Annotated in this window: 17 protein-coding genes; 6 read left to right on the forward strand and 11 right to left on the reverse strand. The window is 39.9% G+C overall.

Features of this window, described 5'->3' with window-relative positions:
- Positions 1-94 precede the first annotated feature (94 nt).
- From CA265_14130 to CA265_14145, 4 genes are read right to left on the reverse strand one after another with little or no spacing between them, the layout of a single operon-like run.
- A complete protein-coding gene (locus CA265_14130) occupies positions 95-796 on the reverse strand; it encodes a hypothetical protein (protein ARS40732.1) in 702 nt (233 codons plus the stop codon).
- A gap of 1 nt (position 797) precedes the next feature.
- Entirely contained in the window at positions 798-1,607 is an 810-nt protein-coding gene (locus CA265_14135) for a hypothetical protein (GenBank protein ID ARS40733.1), read from the reverse strand.
- Positions 1,574-2,254, reverse strand: a complete 681-nt coding sequence (locus CA265_14140) for a hypothetical protein (protein ID ARS40734.1) — start codon at positions 2,252-2,254, stop codon at positions 1,574-1,576. Before CA265_14140 ends, CA265_14135 begins: the two co-directional genes overlap by 34 nt.
- Positions 2,255-2,286: 32 nt before the next feature.
- Positions 2,287-2,832 (reverse strand): hypothetical protein, encoded by a 546-nt coding sequence (locus CA265_14145; protein ARS40735.1) that lies wholly within the window; start codon positions 2,830-2,832, stop codon positions 2,287-2,289.
- Between the two features lie 215 nt (positions 2,833-3,047).
- Here CA265_14145 and CA265_14150 point away from each other — a divergent pair, with 215 nt between their 5' ends.
- The 4 genes from CA265_14150 to CA265_14165 are packed head-to-tail and all read left to right on the forward strand — an operon-like array spanning position 3,048 to position 5,498.
- Positions 3,048-3,629, forward strand: a complete 582-nt coding sequence (locus CA265_14150; GenBank protein ID ARS40736.1) for a hypothetical protein — start codon at positions 3,048-3,050, stop codon at positions 3,627-3,629.
- Positions 3,630-3,639: 10 nt separating this feature from the next.
- Positions 3,640-4,011 carry a hypothetical protein gene (locus CA265_14155; GenBank protein ARS40737.1) on the forward strand — a complete coding sequence of 124 codons (372 nt, stop codon included), beginning with the start codon at positions 3,640-3,642 and terminating at the stop codon, positions 4,009-4,011.
- A gap of 11 nt (positions 4,012-4,022) precedes the next feature.
- A complete protein-coding gene (locus CA265_14160; GenBank protein ID ARS40738.1) occupies positions 4,023-5,000 on the forward strand; it encodes a peptidase C14 in 978 nt (325 codons plus the stop codon).
- A gap of 6 nt (positions 5,001-5,006) precedes the next feature.
- On the forward strand, positions 5,007-5,498 hold the full coding sequence (locus tag CA265_14165) for a hypothetical protein (GenBank protein ARS40739.1): 492 nt from the start codon (positions 5,007-5,009) through the stop codon (positions 5,496-5,498).
- Between the two features lie 76 nt (positions 5,499-5,574).
- Here the strand turns inward: CA265_14165 and CA265_14170 are convergent, their stop codons facing one another.
- Positions 5,575-6,030 carry a DNA repair protein gene (locus CA265_14170; GenBank protein ID ARS40740.1) on the reverse strand — a complete coding sequence of 152 codons (456 nt, stop codon included), beginning with the start codon at positions 6,028-6,030 and terminating at the stop codon, positions 5,575-5,577.
- 320 nt (positions 6,031-6,350) lie between these two features.
- Here CA265_14170 and CA265_14175 point away from each other — a divergent pair, with 320 nt between their 5' ends.
- Both CA265_14175 and CA265_14180 read left to right on the forward strand, forming a co-directional pair.
- The gene (locus CA265_14175; protein ARS40741.1) at positions 6,351-7,181 is read left to right on the forward strand and encodes a hypothetical protein; all 831 of its coding nucleotides are present in this window, start codon (positions 6,351-6,353) and stop codon (positions 7,179-7,181) included.
- A gap of 131 nt (positions 7,182-7,312) precedes the next feature.
- Entirely contained in the window at positions 7,313-7,696 is a 384-nt protein-coding gene (locus CA265_14180) for a hypothetical protein (GenBank protein ARS40742.1), read from the forward strand.
- A gap of 671 nt (positions 7,697-8,367) precedes the next feature.
- Here the strand turns inward: CA265_14180 and CA265_14185 are convergent.
- From CA265_14185 to CA265_14210, 6 genes are all read right to left on the reverse strand, one after another.
- Positions 8,368-8,913, reverse strand: coding sequence for a transposase (locus CA265_14185; GenBank protein ID ARS42996.1), 546 nt, complete (start codon positions 8,911-8,913; stop codon positions 8,368-8,370).
- 660 nt (positions 8,914-9,573) lie between these two features.
- Positions 9,574-13,359 carry a hypothetical protein gene (locus CA265_14190; GenBank protein ID ARS40743.1) on the reverse strand — a complete coding sequence of 1,262 codons (3,786 nt, stop codon included), beginning with the start codon at positions 13,357-13,359 and terminating at the stop codon, positions 9,574-9,576.
- Positions 13,360-14,015: 656 nt separating this feature from the next.
- On the reverse strand, positions 14,016-14,801 hold the full coding sequence (locus CA265_14195) for a hypothetical protein (GenBank protein ARS40744.1): 786 nt from the start codon (positions 14,799-14,801) through the stop codon (positions 14,016-14,018).
- 71 nt (positions 14,802-14,872) lie between these two features.
- A complete protein-coding gene (locus tag CA265_14200; protein ID ARS40745.1) occupies positions 14,873-15,787 on the reverse strand; it encodes a hypothetical protein in 915 nt (304 codons plus the stop codon).
- Between the two features lie 11 nt (positions 15,788-15,798).
- A complete protein-coding gene (locus CA265_14205) occupies positions 15,799-17,661 on the reverse strand; it encodes a hypothetical protein (protein ARS40746.1) in 1,863 nt (620 codons plus the stop codon).
- Between the two features lie 13 nt (positions 17,662-17,674).
- Complete coding sequence (locus tag CA265_14210) at positions 17,675-20,761, reverse strand: SusC/RagA family TonB-linked outer membrane protein (GenBank protein ID ARS40747.1); 3,087 nt, start codon at positions 20,759-20,761, stop codon at positions 17,675-17,677.
- Positions 20,762-20,959 lie beyond the last annotated feature (198 nt).

Genomic DNA, 20,959 nt, shown 5'->3' on the forward strand with positions numbered 1-20,959 from the left:
GAGACAGCATAAAAACAAACAAATAATTCTGCTGACTTATATCTTACTAATCTCAGCTATATACTCACGACTACAAGCATCAAAATAATTCCAATTACAGATTATCAATATCACATATCTTATTTTTCAGTGCAAAAAGCACCAGCCCCTGCCTGTTCCTAATACCAAAGCGCGTAAAGATGGCTGCTCTGTATCCATCTACTGTTTTCGGGCTGAGAAACATTTTCCCAGCGATCTCCTCATAGGTCAGATCCGAACAGGCTAAACGGATAAACTTGAGTTCGATCTCACTGATCTGGTCCCAAAGTCCCTGGCCATTTACGGCCGGGGATCCATTAGTGCCAGATTCCTGCTGCTGTAAAGAATCGATCAACTTTCCGGTCAGATAATCTGTATAGTAAAATCCTTTATTACTGATTGCCTGGAGCGCTTGATGGATATCTTCCACTTCAATGTCCTTGGATAAGTATCCCTTAACACCCAAACGCATCATCCGAACAATCGCTTCTTCACTATCGACCATTGAGACTACTAACACGGCAATTTTTGGATAATTGTCCCTTAACCATAACATGGCCTCATAGCCATCCATATCAGGCATGTCTATATCAAGCAGCAGTATGTCTGGAAGTGCTTTTTTATCTAGTTTTCTGATCATGTCCTTTCCACTTTCAGCCTCAAGGACAACAAGGTAATTATGTTTGTCTGCCAGATTGATCAGGGTGATCAACCCTTTTCTGAATAGATTATGATCATCAACTATGGCTATTTTTATCTGTGGTTTGCGGTATGACATACTAATATGATTTATTTAACGGGATGGCAACGCTAACCTGCGTACCGGAACCCGGTGTACTGCTGATCTGTAATTGAGCATTGATAAGTTTCGCTCGTCCGGCAATATTAAGCAGCCCGGTACTTTCCCGCTCAGAGGCTTCCTGCGCGGCTTTAAACTGATCAAAACCCTTACCATCGTCTGAAATCCGAAGGTCCAGGGAGTTTTCTGAATAACTTAAAAGAACTTCTACATTTTTTGCCTCTGAGTGTTTTACAATATTATTGAGTATTTCCTGACAGAGGCGGTAAAGTACGATTTCCTGACTGGCAGGTAAGCGGAAAGGAGTTCCCACGCGGTTATAGGAAACTAAATATTTTTTTGTCTTATCTAGCCTTTGGAGTTCATGTTCAAGCCTTTTATCAAAACCGGCCTTCATGATAAAATCTGAGTTGAGAGACACACTAAGCGCTTTAACTTCTGCCATAAGTTCCTTTGCAAGCAGCTTGGTCTCATTTACATGTTCCCTCACCTCACCCGAACTCTGGGCGAGTACAGCTGAAAGGTTAATATTTATAAGAGAAACAAGATGGCTGAAATTGGCATGGAGTTCCTTTGCTATATGGTCAAGCGTACGATCCTGTATTTCCAGTTTTGATTGCAGGACAGTCTGATTGAATGTTTCCCGCAGCTGAAGTACTTCCTGTTCATGCTGAAACCTTTTTTTTTGCTGCCTGAAAAAAAAATAGGTAAGCAGACACACGAAGAAAAATACCACGGACGTCGATACCAGAATGGTTAGAAGGATTTCCTGTGAACGGGATTCTTGCATAGAAAGGCGATTAGATAGCAGATGTACATTAATATATTAAGTATCAGCAGGATATTGAACAAGGCCATTGCAAGGGACAGGTTGGTCCTGCTGAGATAGTTGATAAAAATAAAGTAGGGAAGACTTACTGCATGAAAGACTAACGTACCCAGCGAAATCCAGAAAAGCGGCTCTCTTCCCACTGTACGTGGTATCTTCCTGTTAAGCTCCTGAATGAAGTAGGATGCCGCATAGGCAATTAATATGCCACTTCCAAGTATGATACTGAAGGTATCTAATTGCCCAATTCCCTGGATCGTAAAAATGTTGGCCAGTGAAAATATTGCAAAAACAATTGCTAAATACCATCCTGATTTTCCTAGTTTTCGGTTTTCAGAAACGGAGGAATAAAAGAAAATATAAAACAGGTACTCCGGAATAAAATAAAGATTATATATCCAGAGATTCTGTTTTGGAAAATCCCAATAGGCGGTGCTATGCAGTCCAAGTTTCCAGCTAACAGCAAATACCTCCATCAGAAAAGTAGCAATCAGGAATACCGAAAACACACGGTAAGATCCTGCCCAGCGGTCCCTCCAAGTCTTCAAACTACATATCATACTGGCAGTCAAAGGGATCAGATAAAGATACTGGGCAGGATTTTTCATCCTTGAAGATACATCATCTTTTAGGAATTTTCCTAGCCCTCTTTAATATCATCACACATCGGTGGGCATGGAGATCCAACATTGAAGTCCCTTGGGGTACTTCCCTCAACAGAGCGAAGCTGAAAGTCCGGCTGGTCTTCAAGAGTGATATCCGAATGGCCGCCGGTCAATTCGTCAGGCTTAGTCATCACCATCAGCAGACAAAGCTGCCCGCTGTAAGTATCCTTTTCACCGTATGCCCCGAAATAAATCCTGAGGCCGTCTGCATTGGCCTTCTCCATTTCCTCAAGTAAGAAGGTGATATGTTCTTTCGTATACCAGATCGAACGAGTATCAGGTTTACTGATCTTTTCCGATAATACAGGATGTTTGGTCTGCGCAAATCTTAAGATGCGCTCATTCGTGAGGGTTTTTCCCACGAAAAAGAAAGGTAAGGGTCTTGCCCCATTTTGCTTTAACATAAAATTGAATTTATTTGTTTTTAAAACTGGGACAATGATACACCCGCAGAAAAGCGATTCCAATAGCATCAACTGCCCGGCGCGGAAAACCGCCCCATTTCCCTGAAAAACGGGCATCTTACAGGAAAAACCCCTGGTTTTTACAGGAGATCTCCCTTCACCTTAAAAAATACTTTTCCCTAACGGACCAGGCAGACCCTTCCCCATCCTAAAAAAACAGCCTGGATCAGCTGGAAAACGGGCAAAATAAATTACAGGGTTTCTCCCTTTGATTACAGGTTTTTTCCAAAATCATTACGGCCTAGTTTTGATCGATTTAAAAAAATATCATTATGTCATTATTTACAAGTAATTATCTCAAGGGGCTATCTAGAAACAAAAGCCTTAATGAGAGCGTTCAGCTCTCTGCCCAGCGTACTGCTGGTCACAGCACTTTCGACATTTTTCTTTGCCACAGTTTTCTCGATAAGGATGAGGTGGAAGGATTGTACCTGGAACTGACCAGGCAAGGCTTCAGGGTTTATGTGGACTGGATCACTGATCCCCATCTTGACCGCGACAATGTTACAGAAGAAAGCGCAGCCCATATCCGTAGGCGTTTGAGGTCATCTAAATCACTTCTGCTCGCTATCTCGCACAATGCACAGATCTCCAAATGGGTACCATGGGAACTTGGTTATGTTGATGGGCATACCCAGCATTGCGCACTTGCACCAGTATCAAAGGATAATGCAAATAGGAGTTCTTTTGACAGGTCAGAATACCTCAAATTATACCCCTACGTCGAAAAGCCGAACGATCTTTCGGTGTTCAGTAACCGTCTTTTTGCTGTTGACTCTGCCTTTAAATATGTTGATTTAGATAGCTGGGTAAAGGGCGCTGCACCAAAACAGGAATTCCGCAAATTCTTTTAAACATTATATCATGCCTGATAAAAAAATAGTTTTTATCGCATTCGCCATCGAGGATGAGCGTTTACGCGATTTTCTTAAAGGCCAGTCATTACTGGACCATTGCCCCTTCGAATACATTGATCTTTCAGTAAAAGAAGCTTATGATAGCGACTGGAAAGAGAAAGTACGCACAAGAATCCGTCGCAGCCACGGTGTGATAGTACTGGTTAGTGAGAATTCCTTAACCTCTACCGGTCAAAAATGGGAAATACAATGCGCAAAAGAAGAGGGTAAGCCCATACTTGCCATATGGATTTATACAAACGACCGGACAGTCATTCCAGGGGTTTCCACCAAAATCTGGACCTGGGAAACAGTTGGCAAATTTATCGACAATATTTAATCTTAACTATTATGAAAATAGCACTTATAGTCGGAATCGATTATTACCAAAACGTATCCGGTTTACACGGATGCGTAAACGACGCATACAGTGTTGAGAGTATGCTAAAGCGAAATGATGGTGGTTCGATCAACTTCAAAACCAAACTGGTTACCTCTTCTGGGCCTGCTGACCAGGTAAACAAACGGGAATTAAAGGACTTGATCAATGTTCTTTTTTCGCAGAAGGCTGAGGTAGCCTTGTTTTATTTTGCCGGCCATGGGTACATCGAAGCTAATGGCGGCTATCTTGTCGCCTCAGATGCCACCCATGGAGATGACGGCGTATCCTTAAACGAGATTCTTGCCATGGCCAACCGTTCACCTGCGACCAATAAAATTATCATACTGGATAGTTGTCACTCTGGGATAGCGGGAACTTCCATGGAAAATGCAGAAATCTCCCACCTCTCAGATGGTATGACCATTCTTACCGCCTCCACTGCCGAACAGTACGCATCCGAAGAAAACGGAAGCGGCATTTTTACCACACTTATGGTAGATGCTTTGAGTGGTAGTGCAGCCAACCTTGTAGGGCAAGTAACCCCTGGTAGTATCTATGCCCATATCGATCAGTCACTAGGTGATTGGGATAAGCAGCGCCCTGTATTTAAAACAAATGTCAAGAATTTTGTCTGCTTGAGAGAAGTTACCCCTCCCATTACCCTTGAGGATTTACGTTCTATAACGGAGTATTTTCCAAGCGCAGGTGTGGAATTTCCACTTGATCCAACTTTTGAAGCTGAGATGAAAGGAAGAGATGAGGATATGCCAGCGCCAATAGAAACGAATACAGTTATATTCAAAAGACTTCAGAAATTCAACCGGCTAAACTTATTGGAACCAGTAAATGCTCCCCATATGTGGAATGCTGCTATGGAAAGCAAATCCTGCAGACTCACTGCCCTTGGCGAACATTACCGCAGACTAGTGGAAAAAGAGTTAATATAACTAAAAATGATAAGTATCGGTATTACCGGGCACCAAAGCCTCGATAAGCATCTTGCGAAAGGCTGGTTAAAAAAACAGCTATATGCTGAAATATCTGTTATTCCTAAGATCATCTGCGCCTATAGCTCACTCGCTGTAGGCGCAGATCAGCTTTTTGCTGAAGTTGTGCTGCAAAATAACATTGATCTTATTGCAATAGTCCCTTGCGACGATTATATACAAACATTTAAATACGCGCAGCAAAAGACATATCGGACCATACTGGAATTATGCAGTACTGTCGAAGTTCTTGCCTATCAACGTCCGTCAGAGCAAGCATTCCTCAGAGCAGGACAGGTAGTTGCTGATAGATCAGACATCCTTTTTGCTATATGGGATGGAAAGCCGGCCAAGGGACCAGGTGGAACTGCGGAGATCGTTGAATATGCATTGGGTAAAGGAAAAAGAATAGTACATTTCGATATTAATGCCCAGAAAGTTAACATACTTAGCCAGTAATATCACTTAAGGCTATTCTATTATAATTTAAGCAGCGTCAATCACCACTGATTACCCAAAACTCCTTGATCTACTATCACATCATCCCCTCATCCAAAAAACTATAAAACCCATACCTGGAAACAATCAAATGATCATGCACATTAATTTCCAGAATATCACCCCCGGATTTTAATTTCCTGGTTAAGGAAATATCTGCATCACTTGGCGACAATTCTCCACTTGGATGATTATGCGCCAGGATGACCCCACTTGCACAGGCTTTCAGCGCCACTGCAAAAATTACCTTGGGATCAGCTAGCGTTCCAGACAAACCACCCTGCGAGATGTTCACTACCCCCAATACCCTACCCCTTCTGTTGAGCAAAATTACCTTAAACTCTTCTAGAAGCTCAATTCTGCCTTCCTCCCACCGTTCCATTAATACCCTGTAAGCTTCCTGTGCAGATGTAACCTGTGGCAACTCTGCCAATTTAAACGCCGGATGGTAACTGATCTCAATTTCCGCTACTTTAAAACTTAAATTTTCCATAATTTTCTGATTTAATTATGGCGCCCCGAAAGGTTCAGCTTCTGCCAAAGCAAAAGGAGGAACGGAATAAATGGACAGCGGGCAAAGGCCACAGGAGCGTTTATGCCGGAAATTCCTTTGCGTGCCAGAACTGAAACTTAACTTGGTCAGAATTGAATAAGAACCCCAAACTGACCTTCAAAAAAATAATTTCCATTTTCCAGAATATAAAAACAATTTATTTTATACTTTCCCTTACAAAACAATGGTAACGTGTTACACCAGATCATGTTTTTGAATAAAGACAATTTTAATTACTCTTAAAAGAACAAATAAAACTTATGACCAAAACCAGAAGAGAAATAATCGATGAAAAAAATCGGCATTTTTCATATGTCGGGGATGCAACCAGCAACGGAATTATCTGGGGTCAATATGAAAGATTAGTAGATTTTATCTTTGAAACTTATTCCAATACAACCAGAAGATATGATGAAATTTCTCTGCCGCTACTTAACACCATTTCCCATGGCATCGAGTTAGCCATCAAGGAAAATATGGCATTTTTCAACCAATACAGTGAAAAAGAAACAACTACCAAATTCGAAAATATCACAGCCTTAATGAAAAGCCATGACCTGACAGAGCTTGCGAAAGAACTAAAAGTCGCATACAACCGGGTTCATAAAAAATTAAGAGTAGACCCGGCAGAAAAGGAATTGTTCAATCAATACTTTCAAAAGTTGGAAAAATTACTTAAGATTCTAAACCGATCAGCTGAAACGTTTCGATATTCCCATAAAATAGGAAAAACTGGAGACATCATAAAACCCAGTATCGACAGAACAAAAACAATAGACTTTCTTGAATTAAAAGAACTGTACAGGGAAGTACGAGATCTATTTATTGGTGCGCCAAATTCAATAGGAAGGTATACTGATTTTGTTGATTATCAGAAGGCTCACCCCGAATTCAAACGAGGTAAAGGTTACCTACGCCTCCAACGACTTCATTACACTGATTGGTACTTTAATGACTTATTAAGAACCGTAGAGGAAGAGTACAAATGGAAAAAAATCCGGGAATTTGTTTATTTCGACCCGGAAACTAAAGAGAATTATGAATTTACCCATTGGGATAACGATATCTATGTTATTGCCGTTGACCGATAAAACGTAAGATAATTGATTCCTAGCCGTCGGACAATTAAATTTAAATATTTAGGACCCACAACTGTAATAGTACCAATATTGGACAAAGTAAATTCAGCTTTTTTCAATATTGTAAATTACAATTACCCGGGATGGAAAAAAGTATTCAAGATCTGACAAGGAAAATCGACATGTTACTCACCAGGATGGAGGAGATCGACAAAAAGCTAACTCAGGATATCTCACACACTACGCCGGATCCGATTCTTAAATTCCAGATAGGTGAATTGGAGAACCTTAAAACAGAACTCCAAGAGATAAAAAAAATCTTAACCACCTCGAACCAGCAAGTGTTGGATATAACAATCTTCAATATGCTAAAGCAATTGGAATCCACCGCAGGTGAAATCAGGGAATCAATAGGGTTTGTAAAAAATATATTTATTCAAGAAAAAGTCAAACCAATGAAGAAAAAACTCCCCAAACAGGAAGCAATTAATATCTTCCTTAGAAAATATGTAAAGTCAATGAAATAACATATCCTACGAACACAACACAACAGTAAAACATTTATTATTAGCAGATTACCACAACAGAAAACCTATCCTAACCAATTTACTTCTGACCAGGGTTGAGCTTGAAAATCGTTAACAAAACAGTTGACAGAAAATCAATAAATTAGGGGTATAAATCTTTAGAAAAAAACGTCAAAAATCAAAACTTGAAACTTTTTCACAGAACGTTTTCACGAGATAATTTAACAAATTACTAATCAATTATTTACAAAACCGATATTGTTTTATCTGCTACTAACCAATCAAATCGTAGCAAAAGCACCAGAAAAAGATGATTATCGGTCATAAAAATGTCAAAAGCAATAAATAAATCGTTGACAAAACCGTTGACAAAATGGGCCTAAGAACGGCATTTTAATGCGCTTTCCAAAACACAAAAAAGCGCATTTAAACACAAATAGAAGCCTTTTTTAGTCAAATCTAACTCAGATTTTACTAACCAATGATTCATGCTATGCTTTGTTTATTTCTATGATTGAAGCTCAAAACTAACAAAACGGAATGGAATAGGAAATAGGTGATGAAGAATGGTGGAAATATAAGAAGATTAAGAGCTGCCTTTCATCCCAGATAAATCTAGTCCGGCTCCCTACGCTGGCGCACGCGTGCCGCGTGTGCATTCCATATCACCTTTACAGTTCATCTAAATCTATTAATCCTTTGCCTCCGCTATAATCTATTGCACTGCTATATTTCCAATGCCAGGCCTCGTTAACAAAACCACCAACAACAGGATTGTCATGCAAATAATCTGCCTTTTGCTCAATAACCGAGGTACTCCACAATTCTATTGGTTTATTATTATGCTGCCAAAATTGATATCCTTTAACCTTACTGCTTTTTGCGCCTGCCCGCTTAAACATCCATAGCAGCCATTCTTTTCTACTTTCCTGGCTGTTCTCTATAATTGCTTTTACAATTTCTTTGGAAGTATATTCTTTAATCCGTCCTAGCAGAATATCTGGATTATGATTTTTTGCACTAAAAATTAAATGTATGTGACTTGGCATAATGCACCAGCAATAAATTTCTAAACCTAGGTTTTTCTTGCAGTAAATTAAGCTATCAACGACAATATCGCAATATAAACGCCGCACAAATATATCTATCCAATATACTGTTGCAAAACTTACAAAATATAATCCTTCCTTATTGTAAAATTTATATTTACGGCTCATTCCTTTATGTTTTATCCACACCTGCGCTAGCAGAAACATGTACATCTTCTTATATACCGGGATGAATTAACCATTTTGACCATGGGATAGCTGGTGGTAAAATGGCTTTAATTAGGAGACTTTATTCTGATTTAAATATATGGAAAGAAAATTTTACTTTATTAAATACTATTGGATACTTGCTAAGGATTTACTTTAGCAACCATATTGCATATTCCTTCAGCAATGTTGCACACGCGGCACGCGTGCGCCAGCGTGGGGATCTAGTTCAACAATTTTGTTAATTGTAAATTTCGGATGGATATATTTTATAAATAATCAAATTCCATTTAATTGGAAAGCAGCTCTTTTTTTCATCAGTTGTTATGACCTTTTGATTTCTGCTCTTTTTCGTAAGCGGATTGAACATATAATCAAAAATGATAAATCGAAGAGGTTTGTAAGATATTATCCCTTTTTTATTGTGTATTTAACAGTTGGAATCATTCTTCTTTTCATAGATATCTTTTACTATTAACACGCGGCACCCTTACGCCTGCGAGCTACAAAAATAATGCACCGTGGGCACTCGCGAGGGTGGCATTTCCCTGAAACATACTTCATCTAAAAAATCAAATGCCGGCTATAATTTCAAACCGGCATTTGGTCAGTTTTATTAATTTATCTGGCGGTTAGTACAGAAAATGTTCCCTTTATCAGGTTAGTGTTAGGCTTAATCTGAATAAAATAAACATAGGCTCCTTCGGCCAATGGGGCGCCATTATACTGGCCATCCCAATCGTTGCTATAATTGGTTTTACTATAAACCAGTTTGCCGTTAGTAGAAAATACCCTCACCCAGTTTTTCGGATACTGTTCGATATTCTTAATCAGCCATATATCATTTACACCATCGCCATTGGGTGTTAAAATATTTTGCACTTTAATTTCTTGATCGGTCTGCTCAAGCGTTAAATTTTCATCCAGCTTCATTTTTTTCGGTGGTGCCTTGGCCATGAGCAGCGGTGCCTGCATATTTAAGCTTTCTATATTTTGTGTCGTATCTACGGTATACTCAATATAGGGTTTATAGGCTGCAGCACCCTCTTTTGTAGAGAATGAAGTAAAAACAGCATCGGTGAGTGCTGTGATTTTTAAACTCAGCAAACTATCAGACGGCATATGCTGCAATTGATTGGTCACATCAAAAGCCACAAAAGCTGCCGCAGGGGTGCCATCCTGAACATTAATTAAGGTATCGGCCGCAGGCGCATTAGCCCATTTAAGGGCGCTTTCTGTCCAGCTATTGTTGTTAACCTTTTCTAGTCGCCATTTAGTGGTGGAGGCGCCTAAACTATATAATTTTACCTTGGCGCCGATTACTTTCCCCTTAACTTGATGAAGGTCGAATTTAAGGTAACCTTCCCTCCGGTAACTTACCCCATCGCTTTTAACCTCCATGTAGGTATAACTACCAAAATTATTATTGGCAAAAGTACCGTCTTTAACAAATGCATCAGCAATTACAGGTGCAGTTTTAACAGCTAATGCCGAAACCGCCGTATCTACAGTGAAGAGTATTTTGGGCGGAAAACTACCTTGTCTGGAAGATACGGCCGACCAAATATACCCCACATTTGATGGTACATCTATTTTGACAGATAAAATGCTATCTGTACCCAGGCTATTTAACAATGGCGTAACATCAAAATAGACATAACCAACAGCACTCGCCCCTGCCACGCCCGAAATTACTGCGGCATCTGCAGCTGGTTTATTATTCCAGATAATTCCTGTTTCCGTCCAGCTATTATTACTCACTTTGTGTAAGTTCCATTGGGTGCTTACAGCTCCTGTAACATATAACCTGAGTTTTGCGTTGATGGCATTACCCTTTACACCATGCATATCAAACTTCAAATAAGCTTCTCTGGTATAACCATTACTGCCATAACTCATGGCCAGATAAGAATTTAAACCATAGTTGGTTGTAGCGTAAGTACCATCCTGCACAAATGAATCGGCAAGGGTAACTGTACTATCGCTTTTTATGGTTGATATTCCTTTTAAAGCCTTGATTTGTATGGGTTCACCTTCGTAGAGATCGCTAACTTTGGCGGTGTTTACGGTAACCATAGAAGAATCTGCTGCTGGCGTAATTTGCACCGGGCCATTAGCCCTTACAGGCGTAAAAGAGTTGTTTTGGAAAATCCTGTTAAAACCCAGTTTGATTTCGTTATTGGTGTTAAAAGCATTTTTCACATCACTTACATGAATATCTAAACCTGTCGGTTTACGTTTTAATAAGAGTGCAACAGGTTTATCGGCCGATACGCTGAGGTTATCAGCGCCTAAATTAGTGGCCTTCGCGTTACCTGTACCCGTAAAAAACACCCCTGTATAACCATTGTAACTGGCAGAAATCAGGTTGGCAGCATTGTAGTTAATATACAGGGATGTAGAATCGGCAGCTAATATTTTAGCATTGAAAAAATTAATCAGATCCGTTTTACTAACCGAGGGGACAATTACATAACGATAAGAATCATCTTTTCCTGAACCTGTTGTGCCATGGTTAATACTCAGCTGAAAAATATTGACCGATACAGTAGCATTGGTATTTCTTTTATCCAGGTTATACCAGTTGCCTGAGCGCGTTTCGGCCCTTAAAACAGCAGTGGTAGCTATGGTGCTTTTAGGTAAAATAACGTAGCCCACACTATCTTGCCAAAACCACGATGCCGAGGTAATATCTAAGGAAGTTGCCACACTGCTGCCCAAAGCAACAGTTTGTTCTGCTCCACCATTAATTTTGTAATAAGTATCGGTTCTGCGTTGGGTTTGGTTAAGTGTAGTATAAATATCGCCTGCTGCTGCATCTGTATCACTTACCGCGTTGCCTACGCAAATTAAGGCGTCTTTAAAAGCAAAATAAGCTTTGTTGGCTTTTGTTTTGGTATACGTATGGGTCCGGCTTAAATTGAACATACCGATACTAACATTGCCATCTGATACGCCCCCTGCAATATCGTTATTACTTTCAGTTCCGGCGCTCCAGGCTACGAGCGGTAGTGTACCTGTTTTTTGTTTAACGGTAGTACCTGGTATGCACCGCCAGTTCCAGCCTACCCTCGCGGAATCATATTCATTTCCCCTGCGGTATAACATCGTAGAACCATCTGCAACAAAAAAGTTCATGAGGCCTGCACCACCCGAAGCATCAGAAGATTCTGCCCCCACGGTTCTTTTAGAGAGCATACGGATAGCGGTAAAATATTTGGCTGAATGGTTTAATATGATATGGGAGTTCCAGAAATATTTAGTCGAATCTATCTGATAGGTTTTATACCCACTATTGGCAAGTTTGGTTTGTAATGCTTTAACACGTTTATATGGTGCTATTGTCGAATCTGCAACGCTGGTAAATTCGCTGGGCATGGCTGTTAACTGCGTACCAAGTGCCCCTTTAACTGCATTATGCCGGCCAGCAATATTATGCCCGGTAATATTGCCTTTGTAGGCCATCCATTGCATGCCATTTAAGATGATATTCCCCCAGGCCTCCTGCTGTGATTTTGTTAATGCCCATTTACTATTTTTCACCCAAATGGCATATCTCGAAAGATCACGAAGATAATCGGAACCATAACTTGTATTTTGATATTGAGAACCCAATGTAGATGATGCACTGTGCTGGAATAATGTACCATCATAGGCAGCTCCCACAATACCCGAGGAGAGGGTTGTTTTATTGATTTGCAGCGGAATTTGATTGGATATAATAGTGGAGATGGTATCCATTGAGGTGCTATCGTCGCATCCTGCTGCAATGCCGGTGTAGCCTAATATCCTGTAACCCACATTCCCCATCCGTTGCCAGTCGTAAGTCGCGCCGGGGTTATTACCCAAATTAGGGTTATTAAAGGTGCTTTTGCTGGCACCGTTGCTCCAGGTATACCTTAAAAACTGTTTAGCTTTGGTTTTGATGTTTGAGATAATACCACTATAGGAAGGGTTAGCTGCATCGGCCTGAAAATTATCATTTAGTTTCGCCAATATCATCCCTAATGAAGAAGGTTGCGCCATTGCACTTCCCGTCCATGCAAAACCGGGATAATGGTTCAGCCAATAGTTGACAGCATTATACAGCTTAACTTTGGTTGCTTCATTCTGGTAATAAGCAGTAGAATCCGGTCGCTCAAACACATAAAGCAACTTAAAAATCGTATCTGTTAAATCAGCCTGAACACTGTTTCTATTGGTTCTTTTAAAACTTCCGTCTGTATCAATACGGGATAGAATATGGCTTGCGGGTATGGCTTTTACAGCATTGGAATAAGCGTAATTGAAATAATAACTGGATAAATAGGCATTACGAACCTTTGAAATATCGGTTTGTGCAGCAGCGGTTATGCTACAAAAAATGAAGATGCCGCATAACAGTAATAATTTATAAAACTTTAACATAGGGCGTACTTTTAAGTGAAATTTAGGATGAGTGTTAAATTGTCCAAAGTTGGTTAGCCATTATTCCATACTGTTCATCAGTAGGTAATTTAGCTTCCAGTAAACAAAACCTGTTATGAATGCCAGGGTAACAGCATGATGGATTTAACCCGGCAGGGGCATTTGTTTAAAAACATGGTTTGAGCACAGGTTGCATTATCCCGACAGTACGCCAGGAAACCGCTGCCGAAGGGCATGGCCAGCCCCGGGAGGATTTGAAGTAAATTCATATTGTTTTCTTTAGTATTTGGTTAGTAGGAAGTTGACAGAAAAATAAAAAATACCTGGTGATCAATAATCTTTTTACTATCGCGATCCTTCAATAAATTTAGATTGAAAAGAAAAAACAATAGGGGTAATATCATAAGTAAATAGGGGTTAAATCTTGAATTTCAATCGGTTATAAACAAATTAGATTCTATAAACACCAAAAAAGGCAATGTTTGAAATTTCATTCACAACATAACATCCATGACGCTTATTGCAAAGAATTTTCAAGACATTGCCCTTAAACAAACGGAACAATAGAGAAATAAACTATCCTTGTTTCTCCATCTCTATAATCAATACCATTGTTATCGACATAAAAACATATTGCCTGTTAGCAAGCAGTTCTTTTATTTATAAACCCTGACGTAATCTATTTCATATTTAAGGGGGAGAATATTTTCATCCAGCCGCCCGCCCAGCGTACCTTCCCTGCCTAAAGCTAAATTAAGAAGGAGGTAAAATTTACTTCTAAAAATTTTTTGGATATTTTGATCTGCTTTTGATATATCAAATTCGAAATATTTAACCGAATCGTAATACATCGCCATTTTATCCTTATCCCATTCAAATGTGTAAAGATGAAAGCCATCATAAGGGCTGCCTACATTAGGATGTTCACCCTTCATACCATATTTCCCGTCAATATCCGAATAGTGCACTGTACCATAAACAGCAGCAGAATCTTTTCCTATATATTCTAAAATATCAATTTCGCCGCAATTTGGCCACTTTACTTCTGTTCGGTTTATGCCCAGCATCCAAATGGCCGGCCATCCTCCAATTCCTTTGGGTACTTTTGCCAGTACTTCTATTTTACCATATTTAAAGTGCTTCTTATTGAGGGTAATGATACTGGCTGATGTAAATTTTGCATCTTTATAATTCTCCTTTTTAGCTTCGATGATGAGGTTTCCATTTGCTACCCTGGCATTTTCTAACCTCGCCTTTGTATAATACTGCGGTTCTTTATTGCGCACAAAACCAACTTCATAATCCCATTTTGTAGAATCGGGCAAGCCTTTGTAGTTAAATTCATCCGCCCATACTAATTTTTTGAAACGGGAAGCATCTTGTGCATTTGCAGTGGTGATGCAAAACCATAGGAAAACGGCAATAAAAAGTTTTGAATACATAAATAAAAAAATAGGAGAAAAAGCTGGGGCATAGCCCCAGCAAAACAAAGAACTAAACAATTAAAAGGATACTAAGGGACAATTTCAATTGGGATTTCCTTTATCACTTTGCTGGTTTCATCAATAGAGTTATTAAAAATGATAAATGTTGCTTTATACTTGCCAACCGTTAGGTATTTGTAATTGTAGGTGGTCAGATTGGCATTTCCGATATTCTTAAGTCCTACGGCCCAGTCTGGTGCCACCCTGCTTACAAACAGGGGCTTCGATATTATCCAGGAAACATTATCAGGTGCAGTAGCCGTGCCGCCAACTACCTGTAATTGTGCAGTTGTTGTTGTCCAGTTAGCAGCCGACGTTCCTTCACTGAATTTTGTCCAGTACGGATTATCATTTGCTAAATTTGAAATAACCTGTGGTCCTTCAGGCAAAATGGTATTTACAGCAAAGTTGGTAATCGTCCAGGTTCTTTGTGTAGAACCCGTTTTCCCGGAATACTTAAATGCAATAAATAAAGAATCGGACGTGCTTTTTACCAGGTCTGATAAATCTATGGTTCCAGATGCGATTGCTGTTCCGGTTGATAACGTTGCCCTGCCCGTAATATCTACCCAGTTAGCGGCCAAAGCACTCTGGGCATCTAACTTAGGCAGGCCATTAATGGCTAAAACCTGTAAAGTATTGCTTTGTGTACCAAACTGCGCCAACGAAGTAAATGATAATTGCGGCTTACCACTTACCGCTGTACGTTCGCGATAATCGTAATTACGACCCGCATCGCCCGTATAAACCGATACATTGGCTGCATATCCGCTGAAAGCGAACTGTACTGTCTCACCAAGCTTAAAAGTGGATACACCATTAATCAACTGACCATTTGTTACCGTAACATTTAATGTTGGAGCCTCTACTCCTAATTTTTTACTACATGACAGGCCTAAACATAACGCCGGCAAGACCATATAAAAAAGATATTTTGATTTCATAATTTTTAGGATTAATAGCCGGGATTTTGTGTTAATGAGGTATTTAATGAAATATCGTATTGAGGGATTGGCAGCAAAAGATTTCTTGGGCTGACATTGTTGGCCGGAGTAGCAGGTCCGGTGGCGCCAGGTTGTCCATTGGTTAAATTAGGTACACCATTCGCCAATGCGTAGGCAAGAAAATCTTTCATGTCGTTGTAAAAATTCCCCCATCTGATCAAATCCTGGCGCCTTACCCCCTCATAACATAACTCGCGGGCTCTTTCATCCCGAATGGCTTTTTGAAAATCATCTTTTGATAGGTTTGCAGGTAAGTCTGCATCGGTTGCCGATGTTATGGTTGCAGTAGCAGCTGCACCTGTGCCACCACCGCCGCTAAAAGCAATGGTTGGTGCAACCGTATAATATGGTGCGGCTATATTACCTTTATTTGTGAGTATAACACCCGTAACTTTACCGCCAGAAATGGTAGCCGTACCAGTTGCACCCGAGCCACCACCGCCCGTGATGGTAACCGTTGGCACCGTAGTATACCCACTGCCACCATTTGTTATGGTAACCGCTTTTACCAAATTCCCCTGTAATATCCCAAAACCCCTTCTTCTTATCTGATTGATATCACTATAGGCCTGTGGAGTTGGTCCATTAATATAATTTTCGGCTTCCGCACGCATTAATAAAACATCAGCATATCGGATAATCGGGTAATTTTGTGGTGTTGTATTTTTATCTTTCGGCGTAGCAACTTCGTACTCCCGTCTAAACTTACCGGCATACATTAACCAGGGGTTGGTAATTGGCGCCGATTTTACACCAGGTATGCCTGTTCCCCAGTTATAATTGGCGCAGTTCCAGTCTCTTCTTAAATCAAATGATACTTTTGGATTTGCTGTACTAGCAGGATCTACATCATAAGAATCGAATAGTTTTTTACTTACGGTCAACCAGCCTGCAGAGCCACCTATATTCAGATCGGATGAGGGTGTACCCATATAGTTTCCTAATGCACCACCACCTGCACCATATATGGTAACGTTCGAGCCGTAAAACTCTACTTCCCACATACTTTCTTTGATATCATACTTATCCTGGGCAATGTTGATGAATATCTGCTGGTAGTTTGGGTTTAATGCATGTTCTCCCGAATTAATAACTTTATTTGTCCAGGTTAACACATCATTATATTTAGAAATATCATTTATCGGAAAACCTGCCATCCTCAGACAAACCTTCGCTAAAATGGCTTGTACAGCAGTTTGCGTAACCACCCCGCTGCTGACTACCTTTGTTGTTTTTTGCGAAGCCAGAAGGCCTTCGGCAGTGGTCATATCCGCCAGCACCTGGTTAAAAACGTCTTTTTGTGGTGTGCGCGCAACATTTACATCCTGGATAGATCCTGTTGGCTTTAAAATAAGCGGAACATCGCCAAAATTGCTGGCCAGGATAAAATAAAAGTACGCCCTTAAAAAAAGAGTTTCTCCTTTAATTAAGCTCCTTTTACTTTCATCCATAGCAGGTTTATTAATATTTTCGATCAATAAATTAGCCCTTTCAATCCCAAAATACAGATCCCGCCACATGGTGGTTACCGAAGCATTATTGGAATCGTAATTATACATGGTTTCCTGTGGTACTCCAGTAGCTCTTGTACAAACCTCATCAGTACTGATATTCAGGTGAAAGGAATAAATGGCCTGATACAATCCACTTGTAGCAAGGGTTCGGTAAACGCCGTTTAATGCCGTTTGCAGTTCGGCGGCTGTGTTATAATAGTTTGTTGGCGTAACAAATTCTGTTGGTGTAGTATCCAACACTTTTTTACAAGAGCACATTGCTGCCGCAAAAAAGATAAGTGTTATATATATACGTTTCATAACGAAATCTGATTTAAAATGAAGTGTTTAATCCAAATACAATTGTTCTGGGACGAGGATATGCTGAAAAATCAAATCCAGGGGTCAGCACTGAATTCCGGGTCGAAACTTCAGGATCAGGACCTGAATAATTGGTCATGGTAAACAAGTTTTGAGCACTGGCATACACCCTTAAACTCGATAGCTTTATTTTATCCAATAGTTTCTTCGAAAAATTGTAGCCCAGTGATACCGTTTTCAACCTGAGGTAAGAACCATCTTCAACTACGTTGGATGAATAGGTGTTTATACCACCTCCAGCCCTATAATAGGTATTGCTCGGATTGGTAGGCGACCATCTATCGATATAAGTTGCAAATTGATTAAGGAATGGATTATTGGATGTAGATCCTTCAAACATTAATCTATTGGCATTAATTAAATTATTACCGTACGACCATTGGAAGAATACATTTAAATCGAAATTTTTATAGGTAAAATTGTTAGAAAAACCACCTACATGTAATGGAAGGCCACGACCGATAATTGTTCTGTCCTGCTCATTCACGACGCCATCCCCGTTGATGTCTTTAAATTTGATATCACCTGGTTTAATGTTTGCACGGGCATTGCTGTTTGTTGGGATATTTGATTTTAAAGCATATGCGCCATTAGGCATTTTATCGAAATCGCTGTACTGGTAAATACCATCAAATATGTGTCCGTATAGCTGTCCTACAGACTGTCCAAGTACCGATATGTAAGGAGGGATGTTTGAGTATCTGGTATCAAAACCAACTGTTGTAGCCAGATATTGTTGATTTTCGGCTAAAGAAACTACTTTATTCTTGTTAAAGCTAATATTGAAGTTGGTCGTCCACCGGAAATTTTTGTTCTGAATATTTACCGTATTCAGGGTAAGCTCTAAACCGTCATTTTGCATGGCACCAACATTCTTGAAAGCATTACTGGCACCCGTTGTATAAGGTAATTGGGCATTCAACAATAAATCACTGGTTTTTTTACGGTAAATATCTGCCGTAAGAAGCATGCGTTGTTTTAAAAAGCCTAGATCTATTCCGATATTGGTTTGCCTGGAAGTTTCCCATTTCAAACCTTCGTTTCCAAAAGTTCCGATCATGGCACTTAACTCTGGCGGGTTATTGTTAAAAGAATAACTTTGGTTTAAAGGAAATGCAAGTTGAGATAAGTATGCAAAGTCTGATACACGGTTATTACCGGTTTCTCCATAACTTGTTCTGATCTTCGCATCAGAAAGAATTTTAGCATCCTTAAGGAAACTTTCATTTTTTATTTTCCAGGCTGCCGATACCGCCGGGAAATATCCCCATTTCTCACCAGGAGCAAATCTGGATGAACCATCTGCACGATAAGAAGCGGTAAACAGGTAAGTTGATTTGTAATCATAACTAACGCGGGTAAAAAATGACTGCATGCCCCAGGTAGAATTTACCGATCTTGCTACAATTGAGGTTGATAGGTCTAATGCATCAAGTCCAAGCGATTCATTCGGCACATTGGTGGCACTAAAACCAGCCGATCCGGTTTTGGCAAATTGATTACTGAAACCAATTACTGCATTTAAGTTATGCGCATTATTAATTTTTTTCGCATAAGTAAGCGTATTTTCATTTAACCAGGTAGAACCTGTGTTATTGTAAATAGAACCGTTAACTTTCTGTGCAGTATAAGGACCCCCTAAAGCAGTATTCGAACCATAAAAGGCATTCACCCTTGCATTGGCAATTGAAATGCCACCGGTAGATTTTAATTTTAATCCTTTTATTATCTCATATTCTACATAAGCGTTTGCATCAAGGTTATTTGATTTGTTGTTATTGATGCGGTTTTTTAAATCAAGAATCGGATTAGCCCTGTAATCGGAATATACATTTACTGCGGGAAGTCCGGGATCATACAGCTGATCATCAATCGGCAATAAACTTCCTGTTATCGGCCGGTAACCCCATATAGAATAGAGTGTATTAATTGATGCTGAGAAATTAGATGACCCGATAGGCCCACCATACGATTGGGTATAACTGTAATTAACATTTATGCCCGCTTTAACTTTTTTACTAACGTTATGATCAAGCGTAAATCTACTTTGTATGCGGCTAAACCCTGAATTAATGATGATGCCTTCCTGATCCTGATAGTTGGTTGATAATGAATATTTAGTCTGATCTGCACCACCTCTTAAAGATAAAGAGTGGTTTTGATAAGGTGCAATTTTAAACAGTTGGTCCTGGTAATCTGTTCCCTGTAAACCCTGGTACGATTCCAGTGTTCTTCCCTCAATAAAATACCCCTGAGCAGTACCTACAGGGTCCAGTTCATTGGCCAGTTTAACAAAATTATAAGGATCCATTACGGCAATTCTCTTTGTATTTTCCTGTAAACCATAATAGCCGTTATAGGCTACAACAGGCTTGCCTGTTTTCCCTCTTTTGGTTACAATCTGAATTACACCATTCGCTCCTCTTGACCCATAAATAGCGGTTGCCGCAGCATCTTTCAATACATCGATACTTTCAATATCATCGGGATTTATAGAATTGTTATTGGCATTGTCCATCGGAAAACCATCGATAACATAAAGTGGCGAGTTATCCTGCGTAATTGACCCCGCTCCACGGATTACAATATTTGATACCGCCCCTGGCTGTCCATCGCTGCCAGCTACCTGAACCCCTGCAACACGTCCTGCCAGGGCTTCTTCGAATGATTTAACCGGGGCTTTTTCAAAATCACTCATTTTCACTGAAGCAATTGAAGTTGACAGGTCGTTTCTGTTTGCCGATCCATAACCGATTACAACAACATCACTTAGGCCTATTGATGATGGTTTTAAGGTTATATTGATAGTTGTTTTGGCACCTACACTCACCGTTTCAGCTTGGTAGCCAACATAATTGAACACCAACTGATCGGCAGGCAATGCCTGGATTCTGTACCTTCCCTCTTCATCTGTCTGCGTAATGATTTTAGAACCTTTTACCTGGATAGTTACCCCAGGTATCGTTTGCTTCTGCCCATCAGTAACTACCCCTATAATGGTTCTGCTCTGCGCAAAAACCTGGGTACCGACTATTGACATTAAGAGTACTAATAAAAGTTCAGTGAAATTCCGCGCCCGGATTATAGCGCCTATGGCCCTACGCCCTCTGTAAAGTTTATTCATAATTTAAGAATTAGTTTGGTTAGTATATCGGCCCGCTTCTTTTGAATAAGATATCGGTCAACAGCAAACATATTATTATTGAATGGTTAGGCAGGGGTTATTTTCTAACGAATT

It is taken from the genome of Sphingobacteriaceae bacterium GW460-11-11-14-LB5 (assembly GCA_002151545.1).
Taxonomy (GTDB): domain Bacteria; phylum Bacteroidota; class Bacteroidia; order Sphingobacteriales; family Sphingobacteriaceae; genus Pedobacter.

Coding starts and splice junctions, on each gene's coding strand:
- CA265_14130 (ARS40732.1), bottom strand. CDS start 796: ATGTCATACCGCAAACCACAGATAAAAATAGCCATAGTTGATGATCAT.
- CA265_14135 (ARS40733.1), bottom strand. CDS start 1,607: ATGCAAGAATCCCGTTCACAGGAAATCCTTCTAACCATTCTGGTATCG.
- CA265_14140 (ARS40734.1), bottom strand. CDS start 2,254: ATGAAAAATCCTGCCCAGTATCTTTATCTGATCCCTTTGACTGCCAGT.
- CA265_14145 (ARS40735.1), bottom strand. CDS start 2,832: ATGCCCGTTTTTCAGGGAAATGGGGCGGTTTTCCGCGCCGGGCAGTTG.
- CA265_14150 (ARS40736.1), top strand. CDS start 3,048: ATGTCATTATTTACAAGTAATTATCTCAAGGGGCTATCTAGAAACAAA.
- CA265_14155 (ARS40737.1), top strand. CDS start 3,640: ATGCCTGATAAAAAAATAGTTTTTATCGCATTCGCCATCGAGGATGAG.
- CA265_14160 (ARS40738.1), top strand. CDS start 4,023: ATGAAAATAGCACTTATAGTCGGAATCGATTATTACCAAAACGTATCC.
- CA265_14165 (ARS40739.1), top strand. CDS start 5,007: ATGATAAGTATCGGTATTACCGGGCACCAAAGCCTCGATAAGCATCTT.
- CA265_14170 (ARS40740.1), bottom strand. CDS start 6,030: ATGGAAAATTTAAGTTTTAAAGTAGCGGAAATTGAGATCAGTTACCAT.
- CA265_14175 (ARS40741.1), top strand. CDS start 6,351: ATGACCAAAACCAGAAGAGAAATAATCGATGAAAAAAATCGGCATTTT.
- CA265_14180 (ARS40742.1), top strand. CDS start 7,313: ATGGAAAAAAGTATTCAAGATCTGACAAGGAAAATCGACATGTTACTC.
- CA265_14185 (ARS42996.1), bottom strand. CDS start 8,913: ATGAGCCGTAAATATAAATTTTACAATAAGGAAGGATTATATTTTGTA.
- CA265_14190 (ARS40743.1), bottom strand. CDS start 13,359: ATGTTAAAGTTTTATAAATTATTACTGTTATGCGGCATCTTCATTTTT.
- CA265_14195 (ARS40744.1), bottom strand. CDS start 14,801: ATGTATTCAAAACTTTTTATTGCCGTTTTCCTATGGTTTTGCATCACC.
- CA265_14200 (ARS40745.1), bottom strand. CDS start 15,787: ATGAAATCAAAATATCTTTTTTATATGGTCTTGCCGGCGTTATGTTTA.
- CA265_14205 (ARS40746.1), bottom strand. CDS start 17,661: ATGAAACGTATATATATAACACTTATCTTTTTTGCGGCAGCAATGTGC.
- CA265_14210 (ARS40747.1), bottom strand. CDS start 20,761: ATGTCAATAGTCGGTACCCAGGTTTTTGCGCAGAGCAGAACCATTATA.